General features: G+C 72.5%; 23 protein-coding genes. 15 read left to right on the plus strand and 8 right to left on the minus strand.

The window, feature by feature from the left end; translation table 11 throughout:
- Positions 1 to 2: 2 nt before the first annotated feature.
- The 3 genes from ACWCV3_RS22415 (at position 3) to ACWCV3_RS22425 (ending at position 2860) form a co-directional block, all read left to right on the plus strand.
- Positions 3 to 1247 carry a cation:proton antiporter gene (locus ACWCV3_RS22415; RefSeq protein ID WP_451226912.1) on the plus strand — a complete coding sequence of 415 codons (1245 nt, stop codon included), beginning with the start codon at positions 3 to 5 and terminating at the stop codon, positions 1245 to 1247.
- Positions 1248 to 2021: 774 nt separating this feature from the next.
- Positions 2022 to 2195: a CsbD family protein gene (locus tag ACWCV3_RS22420; RefSeq protein ID WP_451226915.1), complete on the plus strand. Its 174-nt coding sequence runs from the start codon at positions 2022 to 2024 to the stop codon at positions 2193 to 2195.
- Positions 2196 to 2425: 230 nt separating this feature from the next.
- The gene (locus tag ACWCV3_RS22425) at positions 2426 to 2860 is read left to right on the plus strand and encodes an ATP-binding protein (RefSeq protein WP_451226918.1); all 435 of its coding nucleotides are present in this window, start codon (positions 2426 to 2428) and stop codon (positions 2858 to 2860) included.
- A 35-nt stretch (positions 2861 to 2895) separates the two neighbouring features.
- On the opposite strand, the gene ACWCV3_RS22430 is transcribed toward ACWCV3_RS22425, so the two are convergent.
- From ACWCV3_RS22430 to ACWCV3_RS22445, 4 genes are all read right to left on the minus strand, one after another.
- Positions 2896 to 3918 carry an MASE1 domain-containing protein gene (locus ACWCV3_RS22430; RefSeq protein ID WP_451226921.1) on the minus strand — a complete coding sequence of 341 codons (1023 nt, stop codon included), beginning with the start codon at positions 3916 to 3918 and terminating at the stop codon, positions 2896 to 2898.
- A 48-nt stretch (positions 3919 to 3966) separates the two neighbouring features.
- Positions 3967 to 4821 carry a PP2C family protein-serine/threonine phosphatase gene (locus tag ACWCV3_RS22435; protein WP_451226924.1) on the minus strand — a complete coding sequence of 285 codons (855 nt, stop codon included), beginning with the start codon at positions 4819 to 4821 and terminating at the stop codon, positions 3967 to 3969.
- A gap of 95 nt (positions 4822 to 4916) precedes the next feature.
- On the minus strand, positions 4917 to 5237 hold the full coding sequence (locus tag ACWCV3_RS22440; protein WP_451226926.1) for a hypothetical protein: 321 nt from the start codon (positions 5235 to 5237) through the stop codon (positions 4917 to 4919).
- Positions 5238 to 5298: 61 nt separating this feature from the next.
- The gene (locus ACWCV3_RS22445; protein WP_451226928.1) at positions 5299 to 6507 is read right to left on the minus strand and encodes a hypothetical protein; all 1209 of its coding nucleotides are present in this window, start codon (positions 6505 to 6507) and stop codon (positions 5299 to 5301) included.
- A gap of 174 nt (positions 6508 to 6681) precedes the next feature.
- Between ACWCV3_RS22445 and ACWCV3_RS22450 the strand changes: the two genes are divergently transcribed.
- The 3 genes from ACWCV3_RS22450 (at position 6682) to ACWCV3_RS22460 (ending at position 10057) form a co-directional block, all read left to right on the plus strand.
- Complete coding sequence (locus ACWCV3_RS22450) at positions 6682 to 8136, plus strand: glyceraldehyde-3-phosphate dehydrogenase (RefSeq protein ID WP_451226930.1); 1455 nt, start codon at positions 6682 to 6684, stop codon at positions 8134 to 8136.
- A gap of 141 nt (positions 8137 to 8277) precedes the next feature.
- Positions 8278 to 8847 carry a TetR/AcrR family transcriptional regulator gene (locus tag ACWCV3_RS22455; RefSeq protein ID WP_451226932.1) on the plus strand — a complete coding sequence of 190 codons (570 nt, stop codon included), beginning with the start codon at positions 8278 to 8280 and terminating at the stop codon, positions 8845 to 8847.
- A 31-nt stretch (positions 8848 to 8878) separates the two neighbouring features.
- A complete protein-coding gene (locus ACWCV3_RS22460; RefSeq protein WP_451226934.1) occupies positions 8879 to 10057 on the plus strand; it encodes a GDSL-type esterase/lipase family protein in 1179 nt (392 codons plus the stop codon).
- 10 nt (positions 10058 to 10067) lie between these two features.
- On the opposite strand, the gene ACWCV3_RS22465 is transcribed toward ACWCV3_RS22460, so the two are convergent.
- Positions 10068 to 10691, minus strand: coding sequence for a class F sortase (locus ACWCV3_RS22465; protein ID WP_451226935.1), 624 nt, complete (start codon positions 10689 to 10691; stop codon positions 10068 to 10070).
- Positions 10692 to 10802: 111 nt separating this feature from the next.
- A complete protein-coding gene (locus tag ACWCV3_RS22470) occupies positions 10803 to 11372 on the minus strand; it encodes a hypothetical protein (protein WP_451226937.1) in 570 nt (189 codons plus the stop codon).
- 339 nt (positions 11373 to 11711) lie between these two features.
- On the opposite strand from ACWCV3_RS22470, the gene ACWCV3_RS22475 reads away from it, so the two are divergent.
- The 4 genes from ACWCV3_RS22475 (at position 11712) to ACWCV3_RS22490 (ending at position 14886) form a co-directional block, all read left to right on the plus strand.
- Entirely contained in the window at positions 11712 to 12578 is an 867-nt protein-coding gene (locus ACWCV3_RS22475; RefSeq protein ID WP_451226939.1) for a fructosamine kinase family protein, read from the plus strand.
- 193 nt (positions 12579 to 12771) lie between these two features.
- Entirely contained in the window at positions 12772 to 12963 is a 192-nt protein-coding gene (tgmA, locus tag ACWCV3_RS22480) for a putative ATP-grasp-modified RiPP (RefSeq protein ID WP_451226941.1), read from the plus strand.
- Positions 12964 to 12979: 16 nt separating this feature from the next.
- Positions 12980 to 13963, plus strand: coding sequence for an ATP-grasp ribosomal peptide maturase (gene tgmB, locus ACWCV3_RS22485; RefSeq protein ID WP_451226944.1), 984 nt, complete (start codon positions 12980 to 12982; stop codon positions 13961 to 13963).
- 35 nt (positions 13964 to 13998) lie between these two features.
- Positions 13999 to 14886, plus strand: a complete 888-nt coding sequence (locus tag ACWCV3_RS22490) for a Gfo/Idh/MocA family protein (RefSeq protein ID WP_451226947.1) — start codon at positions 13999 to 14001, stop codon at positions 14884 to 14886.
- 69 nt (positions 14887 to 14955) lie between these two features.
- Here the strand turns inward: ACWCV3_RS22490 and ACWCV3_RS22495 are convergent, their stop codons facing one another.
- Complete coding sequence (locus ACWCV3_RS22495; RefSeq protein ID WP_451226950.1) at positions 14956 to 15861, minus strand: GNAT family N-acetyltransferase; 906 nt, start codon at positions 15859 to 15861, stop codon at positions 14956 to 14958.
- A 229-nt stretch (positions 15862 to 16090) separates the two neighbouring features.
- Between ACWCV3_RS22495 and ACWCV3_RS22500 the strand changes: the two genes are divergently transcribed.
- The 5 genes from ACWCV3_RS22500 (at position 16091) to ACWCV3_RS22520 (ending at position 21509) form a co-directional block, all read left to right on the plus strand.
- Positions 16091 to 17197, plus strand: a complete 1107-nt coding sequence (locus tag ACWCV3_RS22500; protein WP_451226953.1) for a PP2C family protein-serine/threonine phosphatase — start codon at positions 16091 to 16093, stop codon at positions 17195 to 17197.
- A 113-nt stretch (positions 17198 to 17310) separates the two neighbouring features.
- Complete coding sequence (locus ACWCV3_RS22505) at positions 17311 to 18543, plus strand: serine hydrolase domain-containing protein (RefSeq protein WP_451226956.1); 1233 nt, start codon at positions 17311 to 17313, stop codon at positions 18541 to 18543.
- A gap of 234 nt (positions 18544 to 18777) precedes the next feature.
- A complete protein-coding gene (locus tag ACWCV3_RS22510; protein ID WP_451226959.1) occupies positions 18778 to 19398 on the plus strand; it encodes an L-threonylcarbamoyladenylate synthase in 621 nt (206 codons plus the stop codon).
- A gap of 23 nt (positions 19399 to 19421) precedes the next feature.
- Positions 19422 to 20177 (plus strand): dienelactone hydrolase family protein, encoded by a 756-nt coding sequence (locus tag ACWCV3_RS22515; protein ID WP_451226962.1) that lies wholly within the window; start codon positions 19422 to 19424, stop codon positions 20175 to 20177.
- Between the two features lie 135 nt (positions 20178 to 20312).
- Entirely contained in the window at positions 20313 to 21509 is a 1197-nt protein-coding gene (locus ACWCV3_RS22520; protein WP_451226966.1) for a glycoside hydrolase family 64 protein, read from the plus strand.
- A gap of 65 nt (positions 21510 to 21574) precedes the next feature.
- On the opposite strand, the gene ACWCV3_RS22525 is transcribed toward ACWCV3_RS22520, so the two are convergent.
- Positions 21575 to 23980, minus strand: a complete 2406-nt coding sequence (locus ACWCV3_RS22525) for a M4 family metallopeptidase (RefSeq protein WP_451226969.1) — start codon at positions 23978 to 23980, stop codon at positions 21575 to 21577.
- Between the last annotated feature and the right edge of the window lie 170 nt (positions 23981 to 24150).

The raw sequence follows: 24150 nt of genomic DNA on the forward strand, positions 1-24150 counted from the left end.
GGATGCACTCCTCCGCGGTCTTCCTGATCGAGTTCGGTGCCATCATCCTGGCCCTCGGCCTGCTCGGCCGGCTCGCCGCCCGGCTGAGCTTCTCCCCCATCCCGCTGTACCTGCTCGCCGGGCTGGCCTTCGGCGAGGGCGGGCTGCTGCCGCTGGGCGCCAGCGAGGAGTTCGTGGCGATCGGGGCCGAGATCGGCGTGATCCTGCTGCTGCTCATGCTGGGTCTGGAGTACACCGCCGGTGACCTGGTCTCCAACCTGAAGACGCAGTACCCGGCCGGTCTGGTGGACTTCGCGCTCAACGCGGTTCCGGGCGCGGTGATGGCGCTGATGCTGGGCTGGGGTCCCATCGCCGCCGTGGTGCTGGCCGGCATCACCTGGATCTCGTCCTCCGGCGTCATCGCCAAGGTCCTGGGCGACCTGGGCCGGATCGGCAACCGGGAGACCCCGGTGATCCTCAGCATCCTGGTGCTGGAGGACCTGTCGATGGCGGTCTACCTCCCGCTGGTCACCGCACTGCTGGCCGGCACGGGCTTCGTGGCGGGCGGGATCACGCTCGCCATCGCCCTCGGCGTGGCCGGTCTGGTGCTTCTGCTGGCGGTGCGCTTCGGCCGGGTCATCTCGCGCTTCGTCTCCAGCGACGACCCGGAGAAGCTCCTGCTCGTGGTCCTCGGCCTCACCCTGCTGGTGGCCGGACTCGCCCAGCAGCTCCAGGTCTCGGCGGCGGTCGGCGCCTTCCTGGTGGGCATCGCACTGTCCGGCGAGGTCGCCGAGGGCGCGCACAACCTGCTGGCACCGCTGCGGGACCTGTTCGCGGCCGTGTTCTTCGTGTTCTTCGGGCTGCACACCGATCCGGCGAGCATCCCGCCGGTGCTGCTGCCCGCGCTGGCCCTCGCGGTCGTCACCGCCCTCACCAAGATCGCCACCGGTTACTGGGCGGCGCGGCGCGCGGGTGTCTCCGTCCGGGGCCGCTGGCGGGCGGGCGGCACGCTGGTGGCGCGCGGCGAGTTCTCCGTGGTCATCGCCGGTCTCGCGGTCACCTCGGGGATCGACTCCCGGCTGGGCCCGCTGGCCACCGCGTACGTGCTGATCCTGGTGGTGGTCGGCCCGCTGACCGCGCGCTACACCGACCAGATCGCCCTGGCGGCGGCCAAGTGGCGCCGGGACCGCACGGCCCCCGCCGAGCCGGCCGCGGAACCGTCCGCCCCGGAGCAGGCGCGCGACCAGGACGCGGTCGGCCGATCCTGAGCACGGTCCCGGGTGCGGCCCTTCCCACAGGTCACGGGGGGCGCGGTGCGACGCAGGGTGGCGCCATGCGGGCTCCCCTCGTCGGCCAGCCGTCCCCGCTGCTCGGTCCCTGCGGCCACGGGCCCGTCGGCGCGGCCGTCCTCCCGGAGGATCTCCGGGTACCGGCGCCGGCGAGAGGGACCTGCTCTCGGACGGGATCCACGCCGGAGCGGGTGAGCCGGTCATCGTCGCCGTGGCCGCCGGGGCGTTCCCGGCGGCGGTCCCCGGGGACGATGTGCCACCTGGTCGGGCGTACCGGCGGCCGGGCGGTCCTCGCCGGGCCAGGTACCTGCTGCTGACGCCGGAACGCTTCGAGGCCGCGGAGGCGTTCTTCCGGCGGCACGGCGGCAAGGTCACCACGGTGGCCCGCTCCGTGAAGGGCCCGCGCCGGGCCGACGGGGTCGTCGTGGGTACCACCGGGGATGGCCCGGCCCCGCTTCCTCGGCTTCGGCGCGCTCGGCGCGGCTCTCCGGGTGGGGGTGCGGGTCCTCGCGGGCGTGGCCGGCGGGCGTCCACGCCACGACGGTGTTCGACGAGAGCGTCCGGTGAAGCCGTGACGTGCTCGTCGCGGTCGGATCGCTGGCCGCGGCGCCGGCCGTCCGGCATCCGGTGCGGCGCGGGCGGGTCCGTCCGGGTGAATCCGGTCCATGGATTCCGGCCCTCTTGGTTTGGCCTTCGGCGGTGGGGATATCCGGATGGCGACCACGCACCGAGAACGTTGGGATGTGAAATTCCATGGCTGGTGACGAGAAGGGCAAGGCCAAGGCCGAGCAGGTCAAGGGCAAGGTCAAGGAGACCATGGGCAAGGCCGTCGGGAACGAGCGCATGGAGGCCGAGGGCCGGGCCGAAGGCGCGAAGGGCGACGCACGCGAGGCCAAGGAAAAGGCCAAGGACGTGTTCAAGCACTGAGTCGGTGCGCAGCCGTACCCGGCGCGGGCCCGGAAATTCCATTCGTGGATTTCCGGGCCCGCTGCTTTGTGTCCGGTGTTTCGGTCCGGCCGTTCTCGCGCGTCCGGGGCATTTCCGCACTCATACCCCTTGACCGGCGGAGCTCGGGGTAGCCGGGTGGAGACGGGACGATCCTCCGAGATCGCACGACGGGGCCTTGACCAGCCACCACGGGAGAAGGGCGATTCCGCATGGACCTCCCCCTCACGACAGACACGATGCCGCGTACCGCGCCGGACCTGCCGCGCTACAGCCGCCGGTGGGACGCCGGCACCGCGTCCCTGCCGGAGGCCAGGAACGCGGTCGCCGATCTGCTCGCGCGGGTCCGCCCGGCGCCCTCGGTCCGTGCCGTGCAGGACGCACAGCTCGTCACCAGCGAACTGGTGACCAACGCGCTCAAGCACGCGCCGGGGCCGTTCTTCCTGCACATGGAAGTGGTGCCGGACCCGCCGGCGCTCCGGATCAGCGTCACGGACTCCTCGCCCCGGCCGCCCCGGCACCGGGCGCCCGACCCGGAGCGGGTGGGCGGTCACGGGCTGCGGCTGGTGAGCCTGCTGTGCGACGCCCTCGAGGTCGTACCACTGGGCCGCGGCAAGCGGATCACGGCGTCGGTCGCGCTGGCGTAGGGCCCGTCCGGACCTGGCCGAAGAGGCTCCGGGGGCTACTGGCCCGGCGGCCGCGCGTCGTCGCCGGGCCGGAGCAGGGGGTCGGCGTCCTCGGTGCCCGGGCGGGGTGGCGGGGCCTCCCCCGCGGTGAGGTGTTCCAGCACCTCGACCAGTTCCTCGCACGCCCGCTCCACGGAGCGCCGGGTGTGCCGTTGCTCGGCGATCACTGCCGACAGCAGCAGCGCGGTCAGCGCCATGGTGCCGTTGAAGCCCTGGAGCTTGGTCATGACCTCGACGCGGGTCAGCCCGCGGAAGGCGCCGACATTCTCGCCGGCGACGAGCGCGGCGAGCACCGAGGTGGCCAGCGCGCAGAGCATGCTGCCGACCAGCTCGAAGCGGAGCGCGATCCAGATGATCAGCGGGTACACCAGGAACAGCAGGCTGAGGTGGCTGTAGACGGCGAACGGGACGACGCAGCCGGCGGCCACGGCCAGCGTTCCGGCCTCCCACCTGCGGGGTGTCGGCCGCAGCCCGCGGGCGTGGCTGAACAGGAGCAGGAGCGGGGTGACCAGCAGGACACCCATGGCGTCCCCCACCCACCAGGCGAGCCACACGGTCCAGAAGGTGTGCGCGGGCATCCGGTGGGTCGCCAGGAGCAGGGCCACGCCCACGGTCGAGCTGATCAGCATGGCGCCCAGCGCGCCGAAGAACACCAGGGCGACCCCGTCCCGCAGCCGCCTGAGGTCGGTACGGAGCCCGGCCCGGCGCAGCAGCGCCACCGCCACCACCGGAGCCAGGGTGTTGCCGACCATGTAGCCGAGCGCGTAGAGCAGCGGCGAGTCCAGCGACAGCATGATCAGGAAGGCGCCGATCGTGACGCCGGGCCAGTAGCGGACCCCGAGGATCAGCAGGGCGGCGACGGCCACACCGGTCGGCGGCCAGATGGGGGTGACGACCGCGCCGCCGACGGTGAGCTTGCAGAGCAGGCCGAGGCGCCCGGCCGCGAAGTAGCAGACCGCGACGGCCACGACCACGGCGGCATGGCCGCCGGGCCGACGCGCTTCAGGGAATGCCACCACCCGGCAACTCTCACACCGGACAGCCGGGCGCGGCGAGGCGAACGACGCCTATGGCGTAACGTCGCGGGGCATTGCGGGCGGGTGTTCGGGGCCGTCGTGCCCGACGACGAGTACGGCCGCGTCGTCGTCGTGGCCCACGTGGTCGGCGCCCTTGATCACGGCGGCGGCGAGCGCGTGCGCCCTCAGGCCGGCGACGGCGGCGATGCCCGCGAGGCGCACGACCTGGGCGAGGCCGTCCTCGACGTGCAGTGAGGGCCCCTCCACCACGCCGTCGGTGAGCAGGACGAAGACGCCGCCGGTGGAGAGCCGGTGCCGGGTGACGCGGTAGTCCATTCCGGGCTGGATGCCGAGGGGCGGGCCACCCATGTCGTGGACGACGCCGGACTTGCCGTCGGCCGTGGCCCAGACGAACGGTATGTGCCCGGCCCGGGCGCTCTCCAGGACGCCCGTGACGGGGTCCAGCCGGAGGAAGGTGCAGGTGGCGAAGAGATCGCTGCCGAGGGTCACCAGCAGGTCGTTGGTGCGGGCGAGGAGTTCGCCGGGCTCACTGGTGACGGAGGCGAGCGCGCGCAGGGCGGCCCGGACCTGGCCCATGAAGGCGGCCGCCTCGATGTTGTGGCCCTGGACGTCGCCGATGGTGAGGCCGATCCTGCCGTCCGGCATCGCGAAGGCGTCGTACCAGTCGCCGCCCACGTTGAGGCCCTGGTTGGCGGGGGCGTAGCGCACCGCGAGGTGGAGACCGGGGCGGCTGGGGAGGTCGCGCGGGAGCATGCCGCGCTGGAGGGCGATGGCCAGTTCGACCTGGCTGCGCTGCTGTTCCGCGCGCTCCCGCGCCTGAGCCGTGAGCGAGCCGAGTCGGGCAAGCAGCTCGTCGCCGTCGTCCGTGGGGCGCTTGCGGAACATCGTTCACTTCCGGTGGGCGGTGATCCTGGCGGGCCGTTGTCTGGATTCTACCCATCTGGGCGCCTTCGGCGTCCGGGACGGCCCGCCTCGGACCGTCAGTGCACCTGGGAGTCGATGCCGGTGATCACGGCGGGCCCGAGCGGCGCGGTGTTCTCGTCCAGCCCGGCGGTGCGCAGGGCCTCGTCGGCGAGACGGCGGGCCTCCTGCTCGGCGTGCCGGTTGCTGTCGGCCTCGACGGTGAGGTGGAGGGTGAAGGTGCCGTCCTCGTTCACGTTGAGGGTGTCGAGGTCCTCGGCGCTGCCCAGGTCGGTGGCGTGCGGGTCGGCGGGGCGCAGGGCCCGGCCGAGCCGGGCGCGGGTGCCGGCCTCGATGTCCGTGGTGAAGGTGCCGGGCACGGTGATCACGTAGGTCGTCATGGTCGTCCTTTCCTCGAAGCCACCGCCTACCCCCTTTCCGGTCCTTCGCACCGGCGCGGGGTCACAGGGGTGAGTGCACGAGCACCGTGACATAGGCGCCGTACAGCACGGAGACGGCGGCCAGGGCTCCGCCGACCAGGAGGGCCGCGGCGGGGCGGGTGCGCCAGCCGCGGGTGAGGGCGCGGGCGGCCGGGATGAGCAGCGGGAAGGCCGGCAGCAGGAAGCGGGGCTTGGAGGAGAAGGAGCCGGAGCCGAACACCACGAGCAGCACCAGGACGCCGGCGAAGGTGACCAGGACCAGCGGGGCGCGCTCCAGGCAGAGCAGCGCGAACAGCACCAGGCTGATCAGGACGAGGGCGAGGGCGACGGGGTAGACGACCTGGCCGCCGTGGGCGAGGAGCGCGCCGACGAAGCGGGCCGCGCCGGCGCCGAAGTCGATCCGGGAGCCCCAGGCGCTCTGCACGGCGAAGTAGCCGCCCGTCAGGTCGCCGGTGCGCCGGCCGACCCAGAGGACGTAGCCGAGCCAGCCGAGGGGGGCGAGCAGGCAGGCCGCCCACACCCGAGGGGCGGCCTGCCCGCGCCGCAGCCAGAGCTGTCGCGCGCCGGCCGTGATGACGGCGGCCGCCACGGCGAAGCCGGTGGGCCGGGCGAGGCCCGCCAGGAGCGCGAGGGTGCCCGCCCAGAGCCAGCGGTCCCTGAGCACGCAGTACAGGGACCAGGCGGCCAGGGCGGCGAAGAGGGACTCGGTGTAGGCGATGGTCAGCTCCACCGCGTGCGGCAGCGCGGCCCACAGCGCGACGAGGGCGGTGGCGGTGGCACGGCCGTACAGGCGGTGGCCGATGAGGTGGACGCCGTACGCGGCGACGACGGCGGCCGTCCAGGAGACGAGCATGGCCGCCGCCGCCGGGGTGAGCGGCAGGACGGTGTCGGCCGCCCGGACCAGGGCCGGATAGAGCGGGAAGAACGCCCAGTCGCTCTGCACTCCCCCGGTGGGGGTGATCCAGATGAGCCGGCCGTAGCCGTGGGCTGCGATGTGGAGGTACCAGCGCGAGTCCCAGGAGTGGGCGAGGCCGCGCACGAGCGGGCGGCCGGTCAGCGCGTTGACGGCGATCACGGTGGCGATGCCCGCCGCGCGGACGGCGGCGAACAGCGCGAGGGCGAGGAGGGCGCCGTGCGGTGCGCGGTGGTGGACGATCCGGGGCAGTGCGCGGCGGCGGGCCGGGCGGGGGGCGGTGGCCGCTCGGGGCCTGGGTGCGGAAGACGTGATCACGCTCCGACCATGGTCACGGGGTACGGGCGGTGCAACGCGGTGCCAGGGTGTCGCGCGTTCTTCCACCCTGATTCAGGAACGGCGCCCGGGCCGACCCCCCGTGACGGGGGGCTGTGATGATCAAAGTAGGGTGTGTCTACCATATGAGCGCCGCCTAGCTCGAAAGATAGATCTGTGACTGTCAACGACGACTCGTTCACGAACTGGAAGCACCGCGAGGAGATCGCGGAGTCGATGATCCCGATCATCGGGAAGCTGCACCGCGAGCGGGACGTGACCGTCCTGCTGCACAGCCGCTCCCTGGTGAACAAGTCGGTGGTCAGCATCCTCAAGACCCACCGTTTCGCCCGTCAGATCGCGGGAGCGGAGCTGTCGGTCACCGAGACGATGCCGTTCCTGAAGGCGCTGACCGCCCTCGACCTCGGCCCCTCCCAGATCGACCTCGGCATGCTGGCCGCGACGTACAAGGCCGACGACCGGGGACTGAGCGTCGCGGAGTTCACCGCCGAGGCGGTCGCCGGGGCGACCGGCGCCGAGAAGATCGAGCGCCGCGCGCCGCGCGACGTCGTGCTGTACGGCTTCGGCCGGATCGGCCGGCTGGTCGCACGGCTGCTGATCGAGAAGGCCGGTTCGGGCAACGGCCTGCGCCTGCGCGCCGTCGTGGTCCGCGGCGGTGGCGCCAAGGCCGCCGGTGACCTGGTCAAGCGGGCCTCGCTGCTGCGCCGCGACTCGATCCACGGCCAGTTCCAGGGCACCATCACGGTCGACGAGGACGCCAGCACGATCGTCGCCAACGGCAACGAGATCAAGGTGATCTACGCCGACGACCCCTCGTCCGTGGACTACACCGAGTACGGCATCCGCGACGCCATCCTCATCGACAACACCGGCAACTGGCGTGACCGCGCGGGCCTGTCGAAGCACCTGCGGCCCGGTATCGACAAGGTCGTGCTGACCGCGCCCGGCAAGGGTGACGTGCCGAACATCGTGCACGGCGTCAACCACCACACCATCAAGCCCGACGAGCAGATCCTGTCCTGCGCGTCCTGCACCACCAACGCCATCGTCCCGCCGCTGAAGGCCATGGACGACGAGTACGGGGTGCTGCGCGGCCACGTCGAGACGGTCCACTCGTTCACCAACGACCAGAACCTGCTGGACAACTACCACAAGGCCGAGCGCCGCGGCCGCTCCGCGCCGCTCAACATGGTGATCACCGAGACGGGCGCCGCGTCCGCCGTGTCGAAGGCACTGCCGGACCTCAAGGCGCCGATCACCGGCAGCTCGATCCGGGTCCCGGTGCCGGACGTCTCGATCGCCATCCTCAACCTGCGGCTCGGCCGCGAGACCACCCGCGAGGAGGTCCACGACTACCTGCGCGAGGTGTCGCTGACCTCCCCGCTGAAGCGCCAGATCGACTTCACCACGGCCCCCGACGCGGTCTCCAGCGACTTCATCGGCTCCCGCAACGCCTCGATCGTCGACGGCGGCGCTCTGAAGGTCGACGGCGACAACGCGATCCTCTACCTCTGGTACGACAACGAGTTCGGCTACTCCTGCCAGGTGGTCCGGGTCGTCCAGCACGTCTCGGGCGTGGAGTACCCGACGTACCCGGCGCCGGAGGTCTGAGAGACCCCGTAGCGGCTCACGGAGGCCGCCGACCGTACCCCGGTCGGCGGCCTCCGGCGTTCTCGCCTACGCGTGACGCGCATTTGCCTAAACCCTTTAGGCAAATGCATAATCGTTCAGGTTCACCGAGAGGCGGAGTTCGTGGTGCGTGCGGGACTGAGTACGGAGCGGCTGGTCCGGGCCGGGGCGGAGCTGGCCGACGAGGCCGGGTTCGAGCAGGTCACGGTGTCGGCGCTGGCCCGGCGGTTCGATGTCAAGACCGCGAGCCTGTACTCGCATCTGCGCAACTCCCACGACCTGCGCACCCGGATCGCGCTGCTCGCCCTGGAGGAGCTGGCCGACCGTGCCGCCGAGGCGCTCGCGGGCCGGGCCGGCAAGGACGCCCTGACCGCGTTCGCCAACGCCTACCGCGACTACGCGCGCGCACACCCCGGCCGCTTCGAGGCGGCCCGGTACCGGCTGGACCCGGAGACCGCGGCGGCCGGCGCGGGCGTCCGGCACTCCCAGATGACCCGGGCGATCCTGCGCGGCTACGACCTCGCCGAGCCCGACCAGACCCATGCCGTACGCCTGCTGGGCAGTGTGTTCAGCGGCTACGTCGGCCTGGAGTCGGCGGGCGGGTTCGACCACAGCACTCCCGGTTCGCAGGAGTCCTGGGACCGCGTCCTCGACGCACTCGACGCCCTGCTGCGCAACTGGCCCGCCTCCTGAACTCCCTGCCCCTACTGCCTACGGACCTCCTATGACCAACGAGTGGACCACCACCGCCCTCACCGCCGATCTCGTCCGGGGCGCGCTGGAACTGGAGCGGACCGAGCGCGGCCTCCTCCCGCACCGGCTGCCCGCGCGGGCCCGCGCCCAGTGCGCCGACCCGCAACTGCACATGGCGGAGTCCCAGCCCTCAGGCGTACGGCTGGTGTTCCGCACCCGTGCCACCGCGATCGAGCTGGACACCGTGCCGACGAAGCGGGCCTACCTGGGTGCCCCGCCCCGCCCGGACGGCGTCTACGACCTGGTGGTCGACGAACGCCCCGCGGGCAGCACCACGGTGGACGGCGGTGACACGCTGACCATCGACATGACCACCGGCGCCGCCGAACTGACCCGCGGTCCGGTCGGCACCGCCCGCTTCGGCGGGCTGTCCGCCGAGGACAAGACCGTGGAGATCTGGCTGCCGCACAACGAGACCACCGAGCTGGTCGCCCTGCGCACCGACGCGCCCGTGACGCCCGTGTCCGCCGCGGACCGGCCGGTGTGGCTGCACCACGGCAGCTCCATCAGCCACGGCTCGGACGCCGCGAACCCGACCGGCGTCTGGCCGGCCGTCGCCGCTTCGCTCGGCGGGGTCGAGCTGGTCAATCTGGGGCTGGGCGGCAGCGCCCTGCTGGACCCGTTCACCGCCCGCGCGCTGCGGGACACCCCGGCCGACCTGATCAGCGTCAAGGTGGGCATCAACCTGGTCAACACCGACCTGATGCGGCTGCGCGCGTTCGGACCCGCCGTGCACGGGTTCCTCGACACGGTCCGCGAAGGTCACCCCGACATACCGCTGCTCGTGGTCTCCCCCATCCTGTGCCCGATGCACGAGGACACCCCCGGCCCGACCATGCCGGACGTCGCCGCGCTGAGCGAGGGCCGGCTCGCGTTCCGCGCGGCCGGTGACCCGGCGGAGGCGGCGCGCGGCAAGCTCACGCTGAACACCGTACGGGAGGAGCTGGTCAGGATCGTGGGGCAGCGCTCCGCCGAGGACCCGCACCTGCACCTGCTCGACGGGCGCGAGCTGTACGGCGAGGCCGACTTCGCGGAGCTGCCGCTGCCCGACGGGCTCCACCCGGACGGCGCGGCGCACCGGCGGATCGGTGAGCGGTTCGCGAAGCTCGCCCTCGCACCCGGCGGCCCCCTGGCGCCCCGCGCCCGGTGAGCGCGGAGCCTCAGACGAGGTGGCCGAAGACGACCAGGTTCTCCGTGTAGTCCTTGGCCGTGTGGTCGTAGTCCCCGGCGCAGGTGATGAGCCGGACCTCGGGGCGCTTGGCGTTCGCGTACACCCGCTCGTTCGGGAAGTCGTCCTTGGCGAAGGTGTCGGCGCTGTCCACGACGAAGTTCGCGGTGTTGCCGTCGGCGCGCTCCACGGAGAAGCGGTCACCGGGCGCCAGGTCGTCGAGGCGGGCGAAGACGGCCGCCGAGGTGGTCGTGTCCACGTGGCCGGCGATGACCGAGGTGCCCTTCTCGCCGGGCGAGGCGCCCTTGCCGTACCAGCCGACGAGGTTGGTGTTGCCCGCGGGCGGGGGCTCCAACTGGCCGTTGGAGGCGAGGACGAGGACGGTGAAGGGCGCGTCCACGCCGATCTCGGGAATGCGCAGCCGGGTCGGCGCCGAGCGGGGCAGCGGGGCCCCCGCCTTGACCGCGCCCGCCGCCGCGGTCCTGGTGCGTGCGGTGTCGGCGTCCGTGCCGTGGTGGCTGCCGAGGACGCTGAGCGCCAGGACGGCGATGGCCACCCCCCACAGCGTCAGCCGGCCGCCCCGGCCCGCGTTGTCACCGGAAGGGTCTGCTGCCATCGGACACCACCTCGCTCGGACACGGCAGCGCAGGGATCTGGATCGTGGGGCGCGGGCCGCCGACGCGCTGAGGCGCCGACGGCGGCCACGGCCCCTGGGGTTCGGGGACGGTCAGGAGGCCGAACCTGCGGCCTTCCTCCGGCGCAGGGCGTAGACGCCGACGGCACCGGCGGCGAGGACGGCGACGCCGCCCGTGGTCACGCCACCGGAGCCGGCGAGGGCGCCGCCACCGGTGTGCATGCCGCCGCGCGGCTCGTCGGAGTCGCCCTTGCCACCGCCGCCGCCACCGCTGTCCTTGCCGCCGCTGCCGCCGCCGTCGCCCTTGTCCTTGTAGCTCTCCGGGTCGAAGCGGCTGTCGTCGCCGGAGCTCCGCTCGGCGCTGCTGACGGCGGCGAGGGCACCGCCGCCGGTGTGCATGCCGCCGCGCGGGCCGCCGCTGTCGGAGCCGGAGTCGTAGGAGCCGCGGCCGGAGTCCCTGCCGCCGGAGTCCCTGCCCCCCGAGTCCCGGCCGCCGGACTCCTTGTCCCCGGAGCCCTGGTCCCGGCCGGAGCCGCTGTCCTGCTGCTTGTTGTAGGAGGAGGAGTCCCGGCCGCCGTCGTCCCCGGCGAACGCGGCGCCGGGAGCCAGGGCGAGGGCGGCGGACGCGGCCGCCGTGGCGAGAAGAATGCGGGCAGAGCGCATGTCGGTGTCCTTCCGCCGTGGCCGGGCAGCGGATTCCTCATCGGCTGACATGACCCGGCCTCGACATGATCCACCGTCGGACCGCCCGGCGCCGCGCACCATCCGGGCCGTCCAGCCGGGTCAGCACTCCACCCGTCTGTCCCAGCGACACGCCGTCACGGCCCCCGAACGGCCCAGCCTGGCACCCGCCTGGCGGCCGTCTGCGGTACCCGGCCGGCTCCCGGGGATGCGAAACGGACGCCACCGCCCGGCATTCCGGGCAAAATTGGCCGAAATCTGTCGTAGCAACACTCGAAGTTCCCGCCGTGGCCGGGCTTTTGCGGGTCGTACTCTGGGGCCGTGATCGAGCGAGTCGAAGATCCGGTGCGGACCGCGTCCCGGCTGACCGGGCGCCGGGTCCGGGGCGGCCCGGCGGGGACCGGCTCGCCCGCCGAGGTCACCCTGGAGGACGGCACCGCGGTGATGGTCAAGCGCGGCGACGGTCCCGGAGCGGCGCTCGCCGAGGTGGCCGGGCTGCGCTGGCTCGCCGCCGCGCGTGCGGTGCGGGTGCCCAAGGTGCTCGGGCACGACGAGTGGGCCCTGGTCAGCGAACGGGTGCCGACCGGTGCCCCGGACGCCGGGGCGGCGACGCGGTTCGGCCGCGCGCTGGCCGCGCTGCACGCCTCCGGCGCCCCGGCGTTCGGCGCCGCTCCGCCGGACGGGCCCGAGGAGGCGTACATCGGCCGGGCGCCGATGCGCAACGTCCGGGGGGACGACTGGCCCTCCTGGTACGCCGAGCACCGGGTGCTGCCGTACCTGCGGTCCGCCGTCGACACGGGAACCGTCCGGCCGGGCGAGGCCGGGGTGATCGAGGCGGTGTGCGAGCGGCTGCCCGCGCTCGCCGGGCCCGCCGAGCCGCCCGCACGCCTCCACGGCGACCTGTGGCAGGGCAACGTCCTGTGGGGTGCGGACGGCGAGGTCCGCGTCATCGACCCGGCGGCGCACGGCGGTCACCGGGAGACCGACCTGGCGATGCTCCGCCTCTTCGGCTGCCCCCACCTGGAACAGATGCTCGTCGGCTACGAGGAGACGAGCCCCCTCGCCGGCGGCTGGCGCGACCGGGTCGGGGCGCACCAGCTCTTCCCGCTGCTGGTGCACGCGGTGCTGTTCGGCCGGGGCTACGCGGAACAGGCCCTGTCCGCCGCGCGCGCCACCTTGGCCGGGTGACCAGGGTCGCACCCGGCGCCCTCGGGGCAGATGAATGTGCGGTGGGACGCAGCCACCGCGCCCCGCACGGCGTCCTTCCTGCTGACCCGTCGGTTCACGGTGCCTCCCTCCGGGCTCTGGTGACGGAGCGTGAGGAAACCAACCACCCGTTCGATTCGTATAAGGACGTGAAGGACGAAACAGGGGAGAGATCATGCAACCGTTCACGCTCAACTACGCGCGGTCGGCTGACCAGTTGGATGCCACCGCTCCGTACGCGTACGACTCCGCACTGCAGTTGAACGTCCTGCCGGACGGGCGGATCGCCGCGACCGATCAGGCGATCCTGCTCACCCTGGGGACGACCACCTCCACGGCGGGCTCCAAGACACACTTCGACGACTGAGCGCGGGCCCCCGACGATGACGGTGCTCATCCTGACGAGTGACGAGGACGTCACGGCGGACATGGTGGTCCTGCGGCTGGGCGGGGTGGGTGTGCCCGTCGTCCGGTTCGACCCCGCCGACCTCACCAACGGGGTGGCTCTCTGCGGCGAGTACGCGGGGGACGTGCTGGGCGGCCACCTGTCCGTCGGCGGGCGCGTGGTCGGGATGAGCGGCCTGCGCTCCATCTGGGTGCGCAGGCCGGGCGACGCCGCCGCCCGCGCCGCCCAGCCGTCCGCCTGGCTGACCCAGGAGTCGGCGCAGGCGCTGTACGGGATGCTGCGGTGCAGCGACGCCCGCTGGATGAACCATCCGGACGCGGCCCGCCGCGCCCGGCACAAGCCGTGGCAGTTGCGGCTCGCCCAGCGCAGCGGGCTGCCGGTGCCGGCCACACTGATCACGACCTTCCCCGAAACGGCGCGGGAGTTCGCCGAGCGGCACCGGGACGTGGTGGTGAAGCCGGTCTCCGGCGCGCACCCCCAGGAGCCGCCGCGCGCGGTGCCGACCAGCCGGGTGGCACCGGGCACCGACTTCAGCGCGGTGGCCTTCGGGCCGACGCTGCTCCAGCGGCGGGTGGCCAAGCGGGCCGACATCCGGCTGACGGCGGTCGGGGGCCGGCTGCTGGCGGCACGCAAGCCGGTCGATCCGGACGCCCACCCCGACCATGTGGACGTCCGCTTCGCCCCGTCCGCGTCCCCCTGGCTGCCCACCGAGGTACCCCCTCGGGTGGCGGTGTCGGTCCGCCGCTATCTGGGGGCCGCCGAACTGGCCTACGGCGCCTTCGACTTCGCGGAGGACGCGGGCGGCACCTGGTGGTTCCTGGAATGCAATCAGTCGGGCCAGTTCGGTTTCGTGGAGCTGGAGACCGGTCAGCCGATCGCGGAGACGATCGCCCGCTGGCTGGCCGGAGACGACCGGCCGGTGGAGCCGTATACCCACGACGACAGGGACGCCGTGCCCTGACGCCGTGGAGCACGGCTGGGAGAAGGGAGCGCTCGATGCGCATCGGACTGCTGGGAACGGGCCCCTGGGCGCGCACCGCACACGCACCGGCGCTGGCCGGCCACCCCGGTGTGGAGTTCACCGGGGTGTGGGGGCGCAGCGCGGAGGCGGCGGCCGCGCTGGCCGGGGAGTACGGGGTGCGGGCCTACGCCGACGTGGACGGGCTGCTGGCCGACGTGGACGCGGTGGCGATGGCCCTGCCCCCGTCGGCACAGGCCGAATTGGCGGTACGGGCGGCGCGGGCCGGGCGGCATCTGCTGCTGGACAAGCCGCTGGCGCTGGGCGTGGCCGAGGCGCGGGCGGTGGCCGAGGCGGCGGAGCGGGCCCAGGTGGCGTCGGTGGTGTTCTTCACCACCCGGTTCCAGAAGGAGCCGGAGGCGTGGATCGGGGAACAGGCCGCCGAGGCGGGCTGGTTCACCGCGCGGGCGCAGTGGATGGGCGCGGTGTTCACCAGCGACAGCCCCTTCGCGGCGTCGCCCTGGCGGCGGGAGAAGGGCGCCCTGTGGGACGTGGGCCCGCACGCGCTGTCGGTGCTGCTGCCGGTACTGGGTGACGTACGGCAGGTGCTCGCGGCGGTGCACGGTCCCGCCGACACCGTGCACCTGGTGCTGGACCACGCGACGGGCGCGTCGAGCACGCTGACCCTCAGTCTGTCGGCGCCGCCCTCTGCGGCCGGAGCCGACGTGGAGCTGCGGGGCGAGGCGGGGGTGACGCTGCTGCCGAGGAGCTCGGAGGGCGCGGTGCCCGCGCTGGCCCGTGCGGTGGACGCGCTGTCCGCCGCCGCCCGCACCGGTCGCCGGCACGCCTGCGACGCCGCGTTCGGACTCCGGGTGACCGAGATCCTCGCGGCGGTACAGGCGCGGCTCAGCGAACCGGTGGACTGAGGGCTCTCCCGTAGCCCCCGGCGGATCAGGCCGGGCTCGCGGGGTCCGGCCTGATCCGAACGAGAGATCCTAGAGGGCCACTCCCTCCTCGGCCCAGAAGTCCATGCGCTCACGTACGACGGGATAGCCGGCCGTGGTGAAGTGGGCCGCCATCGGGAAGTTGCCCCGGTCGGTGGCGGCCGCGATGAACTCGGCGCCCTGGTCGGCGAGGAAGCGGGTGCAGTCGGCGAGCAGGTCGTACGCGTAGCCGTGGCCGCGCTGCTCGGGGACGACGCCGATGAAGCCGACGCAGGGACCGGAGGGGTTGCGGGCCGGGACGTGGATGCCGGCGATCTCGCCCTCGGGGGTGCGGGCGAGACGCCACCACTCCCTCGGCGACGGGCACCACCGGAAGAAGTCCAGCTCCTCCTGGGCGGCCAGCTCGACCCCGCCCTTCTCGATGGCGCGGCGGGCGTGGGCGTCCAGGGTGACGGAGTGTACGCGGCGCAGGACGTCGAGGAACACGGCGTCGTCCGGTTCCGGGACGAACTCCAGCCGGCCGGGCTGTTCGGGCAGGCCCCGGTCGGGGGTCCAGCGGTAGACGAAGCGCTCCACGAGGAGCTCGTACCCGGCGAGGCGGGCGGCGGCGGTGCGGGTGGCGACGGCGGAGACCAGAGTCGCGTCCTCCCGCCAGCCGGGCGGAAGATCGAGTTCCAGTTCCTGGGTGCCCCAGGGGGCGGTGCGCAGCAGTTCGGCGCCGGCCGCCTCCTCGCCGTCGGCCACGTCGAACCAGTTGATCAGCAGCGGGACGGGGTCCCCGGCGCGGGCCCACCAGGCGGCGCGGGCGACGGGGCGCCCGTCGCGCAGGGCGACGCGCTGCCATTCGGGCCGGTACCGGGTGTTGCGGTTCCGTTCGCCGAGAGCGAGCGGGTCGGGCAGGTCGTGGAACAGGTGGGCACTGCTCGGGTCGAGCGTGCGGATGACCGGTGCGGTCATGGTGTCCTCCGGGATGTGTCGCCTGTGGTCGAGGCGCTCCCGGTCCGGTCAGGGGCACACCCGGATGACGGAGTGGGAGGAGCGCTCGTGCTGGTCGATGTGCATGACGCTCGCCTCCTTCCCGGTCCGTCTCAGGGCGTGCTCGCGCAACAGTAGGGGGACGCCCGCACGGACGTCCAGGGGTTTTACGGGGCGGGCGGCGTGGGCGGGCCCGGCGTAGCGTGGGCGTGTGAGATCGCTGCGTGGCTGGTCGACGGACCGAACGCGGGAGCGGCGCGGCTGGCTGCGGGGTGCTCCCCCGCCGCCCTGGGTGCGGGTGCTCCCGGTGCTGCTGCTGATCGCGGTCACGCTGGCCACCCTCGTCACCCCGCACGCCAGCGACCTGGGCTTCCTGCTCGGCGCGATCCCGCCGCTGGCGGTGCTCTCGTACGGGCCGCTGGCCACGGCGGGGCTCGGTGCGCTGGTGGTCGTGTCGCTGCTGGTACCGCTGACCCACCTCGACCGCCCTGGCGACACCGACCTGCTGACCATCGCCTTCGTGGCCCTGCTGAGCGTGTTCGTCTCCTACGTGCGCAGCCGCCGGGACGCCCAGTTGGACACGGAGCGGGAGATCGGCGAGGCGGTGCAGCGGGCGGTGATGCCTCCGCTGCCGGAGCGTGTCGGGGGCATGCGGTGCGTGGGGTTCAGCCGGGCCGCGCAGGACGGGACGCTGCTGGGCGGGGACTTCTTCGACGTCCGGGACGGCCCCCACGGGGTGCGGGCGGTGATGGGCGACGTCCAGGGGCACGGCCTGTCCGCGGTGCGGACGGTGGTGGCGCTGCTGGGCGCGTTCCGTGAGGCGGCGCTGTACCAGCGGCCGCTGGAGGCGGTGGCCGCCCGGATGGACCGCAGGCTCGTGGTGGACTCCTCCGGGGTCCGGCACGCGGAGCTGTTCGCCACGGCGGTGCTGCTGGAGTTCGCCGCCGACGCGCGCACGGTACGTGTGGTGTCCTGCGGGCATCCGCCACCGGTACTGCTGCGCGCGGGAGAGGCGCGGGAGCTGGCGGTCGCGCCGTGGCCGCCGCTGGGCATCGGCCTCCTCGGTGTCGAGCCGCCGAAGGGGGTCACGGTGGCGCTGGACCCGGGCGACCGGCTGCTGATCGCCACCGACGGCCTGTGGGAGGCGCGGAACACCGCCGGCCGCTTCTACCCCCTGCCCGAACGTCTGGCCGCCCTCGCGGACACCGGCACCGACGCGCTTCCGGACGCCCTGTGGGAGGACGTGCGCCACCTCGGCCACCGCGTGGACGACGACGCGAGCGTGCTGGTCCTGGCCCCGGAGCCATCGCCCCGCTGAGGCCCGGCGTCTCACCCGTACGGCCGACGGGCGGGGTGGGGGAAGCGCTCCTATGCTGAGATCCGGGGCGCCAGCCCCGCCGCAGCTCCGGCTCTCGTGCTTGGAGTCAGCCCATGCCCCGTTCCCCAGCACGCTCGCGCCGGAGGCTCGCCACCGCGGCCGCGCTCGGCGCACTCGTCCTCCCGCTCACCGCAGCCCCCGCCCCGGCGGCGCCGCTGACGGCGACCTCCCCGAGCCCCTCCCCCTCGGGCGGCGGCGTTCAGGCCCTCACTCCCGAGGTGAACCGGCGGATCGACGACGCCGTGCAGCGGGTGATGCGCGAGGCGAGCGTCCCCGGTGTCACGGTCGGGATCTGGACCCCCGACAAGGGCAGCTACGTCCGCTCCTTCGGTGTCGCCGACAAGAGCAGCAAGCGACTGATGTCGCCGGATCTGTACATGCGGATCGGCAGCGAGACCAAGACCTTCACGGTCACCGCGCTGCTGCAGCTCGTCGACCAGGGCAAGGTGAGCCTGGACGATCCGATCGGCCGGTACATCGACGGCGTGCCGAACGGTGACAAGATCTCGCTGCGCCAGCTCGCCGGCATGCGCAGCGGACTGTTCAACTACTCCCAGGACCCCGACTTCTTCAAGGCGCTCACCTCGAACCCGCGGCGCTCCTTCACCCCGCAGCAACTACTGGGCTACTCCTTCAAACACCCGGTGCAGTTCGCGCCGGGCACGAAGTTCGAGTACTCCAACACCAACCTCATCCTGCTCGGCCTGGTCGTGGAGCAGCAGAGCGGGCAGGGGCTCGGGAACTACATCCAGCAGCACGTGCTGGCCCCGGCCGGCCTGAAGCAGACCTCGTTCCCCGAGGGCGCCGAGTTCCCGAAGCCGCACGCGCAGGGGTACACCGACCAGACGGCGGACGGGCAGATCGCGCAGACGGCCGGCTGGAACCCGTCGTGGGGCTGGGCGGCCGGTGCGATGATCTCGAACCTGGAGGACATGCGGGTGTGGTCCCGTACGGTCGCCACCGGACGGTTCCCGGACGGTGAGCGGATGGTCTCCCCCGCCACCCAGCGCCAGCGCCTGGTCACCCCGCCCACCGGCTACCCCGGCGCGGGCTACGGTCTGGGCATCTTCGACGTGCACGGCTGGGTCGGCCACAACGGCTCGCTGCCGGGGTACGAGTCGCTGACGGTGTATCTGCCCTCGGCGCGCACCTCGCTGGTGGTGCTGCTGAACACCGACATCTCGCACGACGGCCAGGAGCCGAGCACCCTGTTCGGACGGGCCGTCACCGAGGTGATCTCCCCCGGGCACGTCTACGACCTGCCCGCGCAGAAGGCCCAGCACTGAAGTCCGCGACCGGACCGGAACGCGGGCACGGGTGAGGGGGACGACCGGTCGCCCCTCCGGGTCGTGGGCTCCGCCGGTGGCCTGGGGGGAGTTGGCCACCGGCGGAGACTGCGGGGTCCGGAGCGGGGGGAGTGCTCCGGGTGCCTCGAGGTGCGGTTGCCCCGGTCTCCGCGTCCTACGCCTGGCCGGACGATGGTGCGCGAGTGACGGATGGGAACGGCTTAAGCTCGGTGAATGGCCAAGTACTTCGACGTTCATCCCGACAACCCGCAGCCCCGCGCCGTGGCGCAGATCGCGGACGCGGTCCGGTCGGGGTCGCTGATCGCTTACCCCACGGACTCGTGCTACGCGCTGGGCTGCAGACTGGGCAGCAAGGAGGGCATGGAGCGAATCCGCTCCATCCGCAGGCTGGACGACCGGCACCACTTCACGCTGATGTGCCAGAACTTCGCGCAGCTCGGCCAGTTCGTCCGTGTCGACAACGACGTGTTCCGCGCGGTGAAGGCGGCGACGCCCGGCAGTTACACCTTCATCCTGCCGGCCACCCGCGAGGTGCCGCGCATGCTGCTGCACCCGAAGAAGCGGACCGTGGGCGTCCGCATTCCCGGCCATGTGGCGACCCAGGCGCTGCTGGCCGAGCTCGGCGAGCCGCTGGTCTCCAGCACGCTGCTGCTCCCGGACGAGGAGGAGCCGCTGACCCAGGGCTGGGAGATCAAGGACCGGCTCGATCACGTGGTGGACGCGGTGGTGGACTCCGGCGAGTGCGGCACCGAGCCGACCACGGTCGTGGACTTCTCCAGCGGTGAGGCGGAGATCGTGCGGGTGGGCGCGGGCGACCCCGCGCGATTCGAGTAGACCGAGGAAGAAGTGCGCTGATCATGACCGACGTACAGGGAACGAACATCACCGTCCCCACGCGGGACGGCGAGGCCGACGCCTACCTGTCCCACCCCGCCGACGGACGGCCCCGTCCCGGTGTCCTGCTCTACCAGGACGCCTACGGCCTGCGGCCCTGGCTCAAGGGCATGGCCGACCGGCTCGCCGCGGGCGGATACACCGTGCTGGTGCCCAATGTGTTCTACCGGCGGGGCACGGCCCCGGTGCTGGACCTGCCCGAGTTCATCGACCCGGAGTCCGACCCCACGATCTGGGAGCGGCTCGGTCCGCTGGTGCACTCGCTCTCCCCCCGGCAGGCGGAGGTGGACGCGGACGCGTTCCTGGGCTGGCTGGAGGAGTCCCCGCTGGTCGCGGCCGGGCCGGTGGCGGTGACCGGGTACTGCATGGGCGCCCGGCTGGCGCTGCGCGCGGCGGCCACGCATCCCGAGCAGGTGGCGGCGGCCGCCGGGTTCCACGGCGGCGACCTTGCCACCGAGGACCCGGACAGCCCGCACGCGGGCGCGGACCGCATCACGGCCGAGCTGTACTTCGGACACGCCGACCAGGACCCCTCGATGCCCGAGGAGCAGATGCGCCGCCTGGACGACGCGCTGACGGCCGCGGGGGTACGCCACACCAGCGAGGTCTACGAGGGCGCACCGCACGGCTACACCCAGAAGGACACCTCGTCCTACGACGCGGCGTCCGAGGAGCGTCACTGGATGGCACTCGACTCCCTTCTGCGGCGCACTTTCTGACGCACCGCCGGATCACACGGCGTGTTCGGTCCGACCAATTGACACGTCCGGGACGCACAAGCACTCTGAGAGCGCTCTCAACAAGGTGCGGACCAAGATCCGTGCCGCCCCGAACCCCCACACGGAGGTGGAGAGTTGACTCGACGAATCGCTCGTTCCGCACTGTCGGCCACGGCCACGGCCGCCCTGGTCGGCTCGGTACTGACGTTCGGCACCGCCGGTCAGGCCAGTGCCGCGGTGCCGGACACGATCCCGCTCCAGATCACCAACAACTCGGGCCGCTCCGAGCCGGTGTTCCTCTACGACCTCGGCACCCAGCTGTCCTCCGGGCGGCAGGGCTGGGCCGACGCGGACGGCACCTTCCACGCCTGGCCCGCGGGCGGCAACCCGCCGGCCCCGGCGCCGGACGCGGCCATCGCCGGGCCGGGCCCCGGCCAGTCGACGACCATCCGGATACCGAAGTTCTCCGGCCGGATCTACTTCTCCTACGGCCGCAAGCTGGACTTCCGGCTCACCACCGGCGGCCTGGTGCAGCCAGCCGTGCAGAACCCGTCGGACCCGAACCGGGACATCCTGTTCAGCTGGTCCGAGTACACGCTGAACGACGCCGGGCTCTGGCTCAACAGCACCCAGGTCGACATGTTCTCGGCGCCGTACGCGGTCGGCGTCAGGCGCGGTGACGGCCAGGTCGCCACCACCGGCCACCTGAAGGCGGGCGGCTACTCGGCCGTCCTCGACTCGTTGCGGAGCAGGCCGGGCTGGTCGGGCCTGGTGCAGACCCGCTCGGACGACACCGTGTTGCGCGCCCTGTCCCCGCTGTACGGCGTGGAGACCGGCGCGCTGCCCGCCGACGTCATGGACGACTACGTCAACCGGGTCTGGTCCAAGTACTCCTCGCAGACCCTGACCGTGACGCCGTTCACCGACAAGCCCGGCACCAAGTACTTCGGGCGGGTCTCGGGCGGCGTCATGAACTTCACCGACTCCTCCGGCGCGGTGGTGACCAGCTTCCAGAAGCCGGACGCATCCAGCATCTTCGGCTGCCACAAGCTGCTGGACGCACCCAACGACCAGGTGCGCGGCCCCATCTCCCGCACCCTGTGCGCCGGTTACAACCGCTCCACGCTGCTGAGCAACCCCGGCCAGCCCGACAGCTCCGACGCCGGCTTCTACCAGGACGGAGTCACCAACCAGTACGCGAAGGCCATCCACGCACAGATGGGCGACGGCAAGGCGTACGCCTTCGCCTTCGACGACGTCGGCAACCACGAGTCGCTCGTCCACGACGGCGATCCGCAGCAGGCGTACCTCACGCTGGACCCGCTGAACTGACGGGGAACGCGAAGGGTCCCGCACACACCCGTGTGCGGGACCCCTGCGTTGCGGGGAGGCGCGGATCAGCCGGTCGTCAGGGCGGTGTCGTCGACGACGAAGCTGGTCTGGAGCGAGGAGTCCTCGACTCCGGTGAACTTGAGGCTGACCGTCGAGCCCGCCAGCGAGGACAGGTCGATGGTCTTCTGGACGTACCCCGTGGCCTTGTTGAGGTTGGAGTAGGTCGCCAGGGTGGTCGAACCGGCGGTGAGCGTCAGCTTGTCGTACTGGGCGCTGGTGGTGGTCTCCGCCGAGTCCACGTGCAGGTAGAAGGTCAGGGTCGCCTTGCAGCCCGCGGGGATCGCGACCGACTGGGCCAGGGTGTCGGTGTGCGCCGAGCCGTAGCCGTTCAGCCATGCCTTGTACGAGCCGCCGTGGCTGGCCTGGCCGGTGTCGGTGGTGATGACGCCGGTGCTCGCGGTCCAGCCGGTGTTGCCGGACTCGAAGCCGGGGTTGGCGAGCAACTGGGTCGCCGAGCAGCCGCCGCCGGTGGCGCTGACCGTCCAGGTGAAGGCCGCCGTGCCGGTCTTGCCCGCGGAGTCGGTGACGGTGACCGTGGTGCTGGAGGTGCCCGCGCCGGTCGGCGTGCCGGATATCAGACCGGTGGAGGCGTTGATCGACAGCCCGGCCGGGAGCCCGGTGGCGCTGTAGCTCAGGGCGCCGCTGTTGGTGCTGCTGGCCTGGATCTGGAGACTGACCGCCTTGCCCACGGTGGCGGACTGGTTGCCGGGGTTGGTGACGGTCACCCCGCTGGCCGGCGGGGTGATGTGGCTGCCGACGCCGATCCCGGCGAAGGCGTTGCCCACGCCCGCGTACTCGGCGGAGTTGGCGCCGTACAGCGCCGTGGCCGCGTTCAGGGCGGCGGTGCGGGCGGCGGCGTAGTTGGTGCTGGACGTCATGTACGTCGTCAGCGCCTTGTACCAGATCTGGAGGGCCTTGGCCCGGCCGATGCCGGTGACCGCGACGCCGTCCGAGGTCGGGCTGTTGTAGGTGACGCCGTTGATGACCTTGGTGCCGCTGCCCTCGGAGAGCAGGTAGAACATGTGGTTCGCCGGGCCCGAGGAGTAGTGCACGTCCAGGCTGCCGATACCGGAGTACCAGCTGTCCTTGGACCCGCCGTCCTTGCTGGGCTTGTCCATGTAGCGCAGCGGGGTGCCGTCCCCGTTGATGTCGATCTTCTCGCCGATGAGGTAGTCACCGGGGTCGGTGGTGTTGTTCGCGTAGAACTCCACACCGGTGCCGAAGATGTCGGAGGTGGCCTCGTTCAGGCCGCCGGACTCGCCGGAGTAGTTCAGGCCGGCGGTGTTGGAGGTGACGCCGTGGCTCATCTCGTGACCGGCGACGTCCAGCGAGGTCAGCGGGTCGTTGTTGGCCGTGCCGTCGCCGTAGGTCATGCAGAAGCAGGAGTCGTCCCAGAACGCGTTCACGTAGGCGTTCCCGTAGTGGACGCGGGAGTAGGCGCCGACGCCGTCGTTCTTGATGCCGCTGCGGCCGAACGTGTTCTTGTAGAAGTCCCAGGTCTCCTGGGCCCCGAAGGCCGCGTCCGCGCCCGCCGTGGCGGCGTTGGACGTGGTGCCGTTGCCCCAGGTGTCGTTGGTCTGGGAGAACAGCGTCCCGGTACCGGAGGTGCCGCGGTTCAGGTTGTACGTCTTGTGACCGCCGCGCGTGTTGTCGGTGAGCGTGTAGTTCGAGCCCGACTGCGTGGTGGTCAGCGGGACCTGGCCGCTGTACTGGGTGTTGCCGACGCCGGTCTGCACCGCCTGGTAGCGGTACAGTTCCTTGCCGGTCTTCGCGTCGGTGATGACGTGCAGCTTGCTCGGCGTGCCGTCGTCCTGGAAGCCGCCGATCACGGACTCCCAGGCCAGCGTCGGCGTGCCGGAGCCCGCCCAGATCACCTTGCGCGCGCTGTCCGCGGCGGGCTTCTCGGCCTTGAGGGCCTTGGCGGCCCTCAGCGCCGTGGACTGCGCGGCGGCCCTGGTGACGGTCGGGGTGGTGCTGGCGACCTTGATGACCCGCCTGGAGTTGAAGGTCGTGCTGACCGTGCCCTTGGCCACGGAGGCGGGCGGGGTGTGCACCACGAGGTCGCCGCCGAGGACCGGCAGCCCGGCGTAGGTGCGCTCGTAACGGGTGTGCACCGTGCCGTCGTTGTCCTTGACGACGTCCCGGACGACCAGCTTCTCCTTGGCGCCGAGGCCGAGGGAACGGGCGGTGTCGTCGGTGCCCTGCTTGGCGGTCTTGATCAGCGCCGCGTGCTGGGCGGGGCTGAGCCTGGCCTCCAGGGCGCCGGTGCGCAGCGGGGCGTGGGGGGTGGCGGGCCGGGCGGCCGCGGGGGTCGCCTGGACGGCCACGGCGAGGAGTGCCGCCGTGGACAGCAGGGCGGCTCCGACCGTGGCTCCCTTGCGGGAAAGGGGTCTGTGGGGAAGACGTCTCACTCGTACTCCTCCTGGGAAGGGAGTGGGGAGGATGCGTGTACGGGGCGAGAATGGCACCTTGACTAGGCCATGTCATCAAGCGCCGGAGCAAGCGAGGGTTTTCCCTAGGAGGTCACACGCCTTCAGTCGAATGAATTCGACCTGAAACCTCGCTGTGTAAAACCTTTTTT

It is taken from the genome of Streptomyces sp. NPDC001781, from assembly GCF_053596035.1.

Coding starts and splice junctions, on each gene's coding strand:
- ACWCV3_RS22505 (WP_451226956.1), top strand. CDS start 17,311: ATGCCCCGTTCCCCAGCACGCTCGCGCCGGAGGCTCGCCACCGCGGCC.
- ACWCV3_RS22415 (WP_451226912.1), top strand. CDS start 3: ATGCACTCCTCCGCGGTCTTCCTGATCGAGTTCGGTGCCATCATCCTG.
- ACWCV3_RS22420 (WP_451226915.1), top strand. CDS start 2,022: ATGGCTGGTGACGAGAAGGGCAAGGCCAAGGCCGAGCAGGTCAAGGGC.
- ACWCV3_RS22510 (WP_451226959.1), top strand. CDS start 18,778: ATGGCCAAGTACTTCGACGTTCATCCCGACAACCCGCAGCCCCGCGCC.
- ACWCV3_RS22440 (WP_451226926.1), bottom strand. CDS start 5,237: ATGACGACCTACGTGATCACCGTGCCCGGCACCTTCACCACGGACATC.
- ACWCV3_RS22435 (WP_451226924.1), bottom strand. CDS start 4,821: ATGTTCCGCAAGCGCCCCACGGACGACGGCGACGAGCTGCTTGCCCGA.
- ACWCV3_RS22465 (WP_451226935.1), bottom strand. CDS start 10,691: ATGGCAGCAGACCCTTCCGGTGACAACGCGGGCCGGGGCGGCCGGCTG.
- ACWCV3_RS22470 (WP_451226937.1), bottom strand. CDS start 11,372: ATGCGCTCTGCCCGCATTCTTCTCGCCACGGCGGCCGCGTCCGCCGCC.
- ACWCV3_RS22425 (WP_451226918.1), top strand. CDS start 2,426: ATGGACCTCCCCCTCACGACAGACACGATGCCGCGTACCGCGCCGGAC.
- ACWCV3_RS22495 (WP_451226950.1), bottom strand. CDS start 15,861: ATGACCGCACCGGTCATCCGCACGCTCGACCCGAGCAGTGCCCACCTG.
- ACWCV3_RS22515 (WP_451226962.1), top strand. CDS start 19,422: ATGACCGACGTACAGGGAACGAACATCACCGTCCCCACGCGGGACGGC.
- ACWCV3_RS22460 (WP_451226934.1), top strand. CDS start 8,879: ATGACCAACGAGTGGACCACCACCGCCCTCACCGCCGATCTCGTCCGG.
- tgmA (WP_451226941.1), top strand. CDS start 12,772: ATGCAACCGTTCACGCTCAACTACGCGCGGTCGGCTGACCAGTTGGAT.
- tgmB (WP_451226944.1), top strand. CDS start 12,980: ATGACGGTGCTCATCCTGACGAGTGACGAGGACGTCACGGCGGACATG.
- ACWCV3_RS22490 (WP_451226947.1), top strand. CDS start 13,999: ATGCGCATCGGACTGCTGGGAACGGGCCCCTGGGCGCGCACCGCACAC.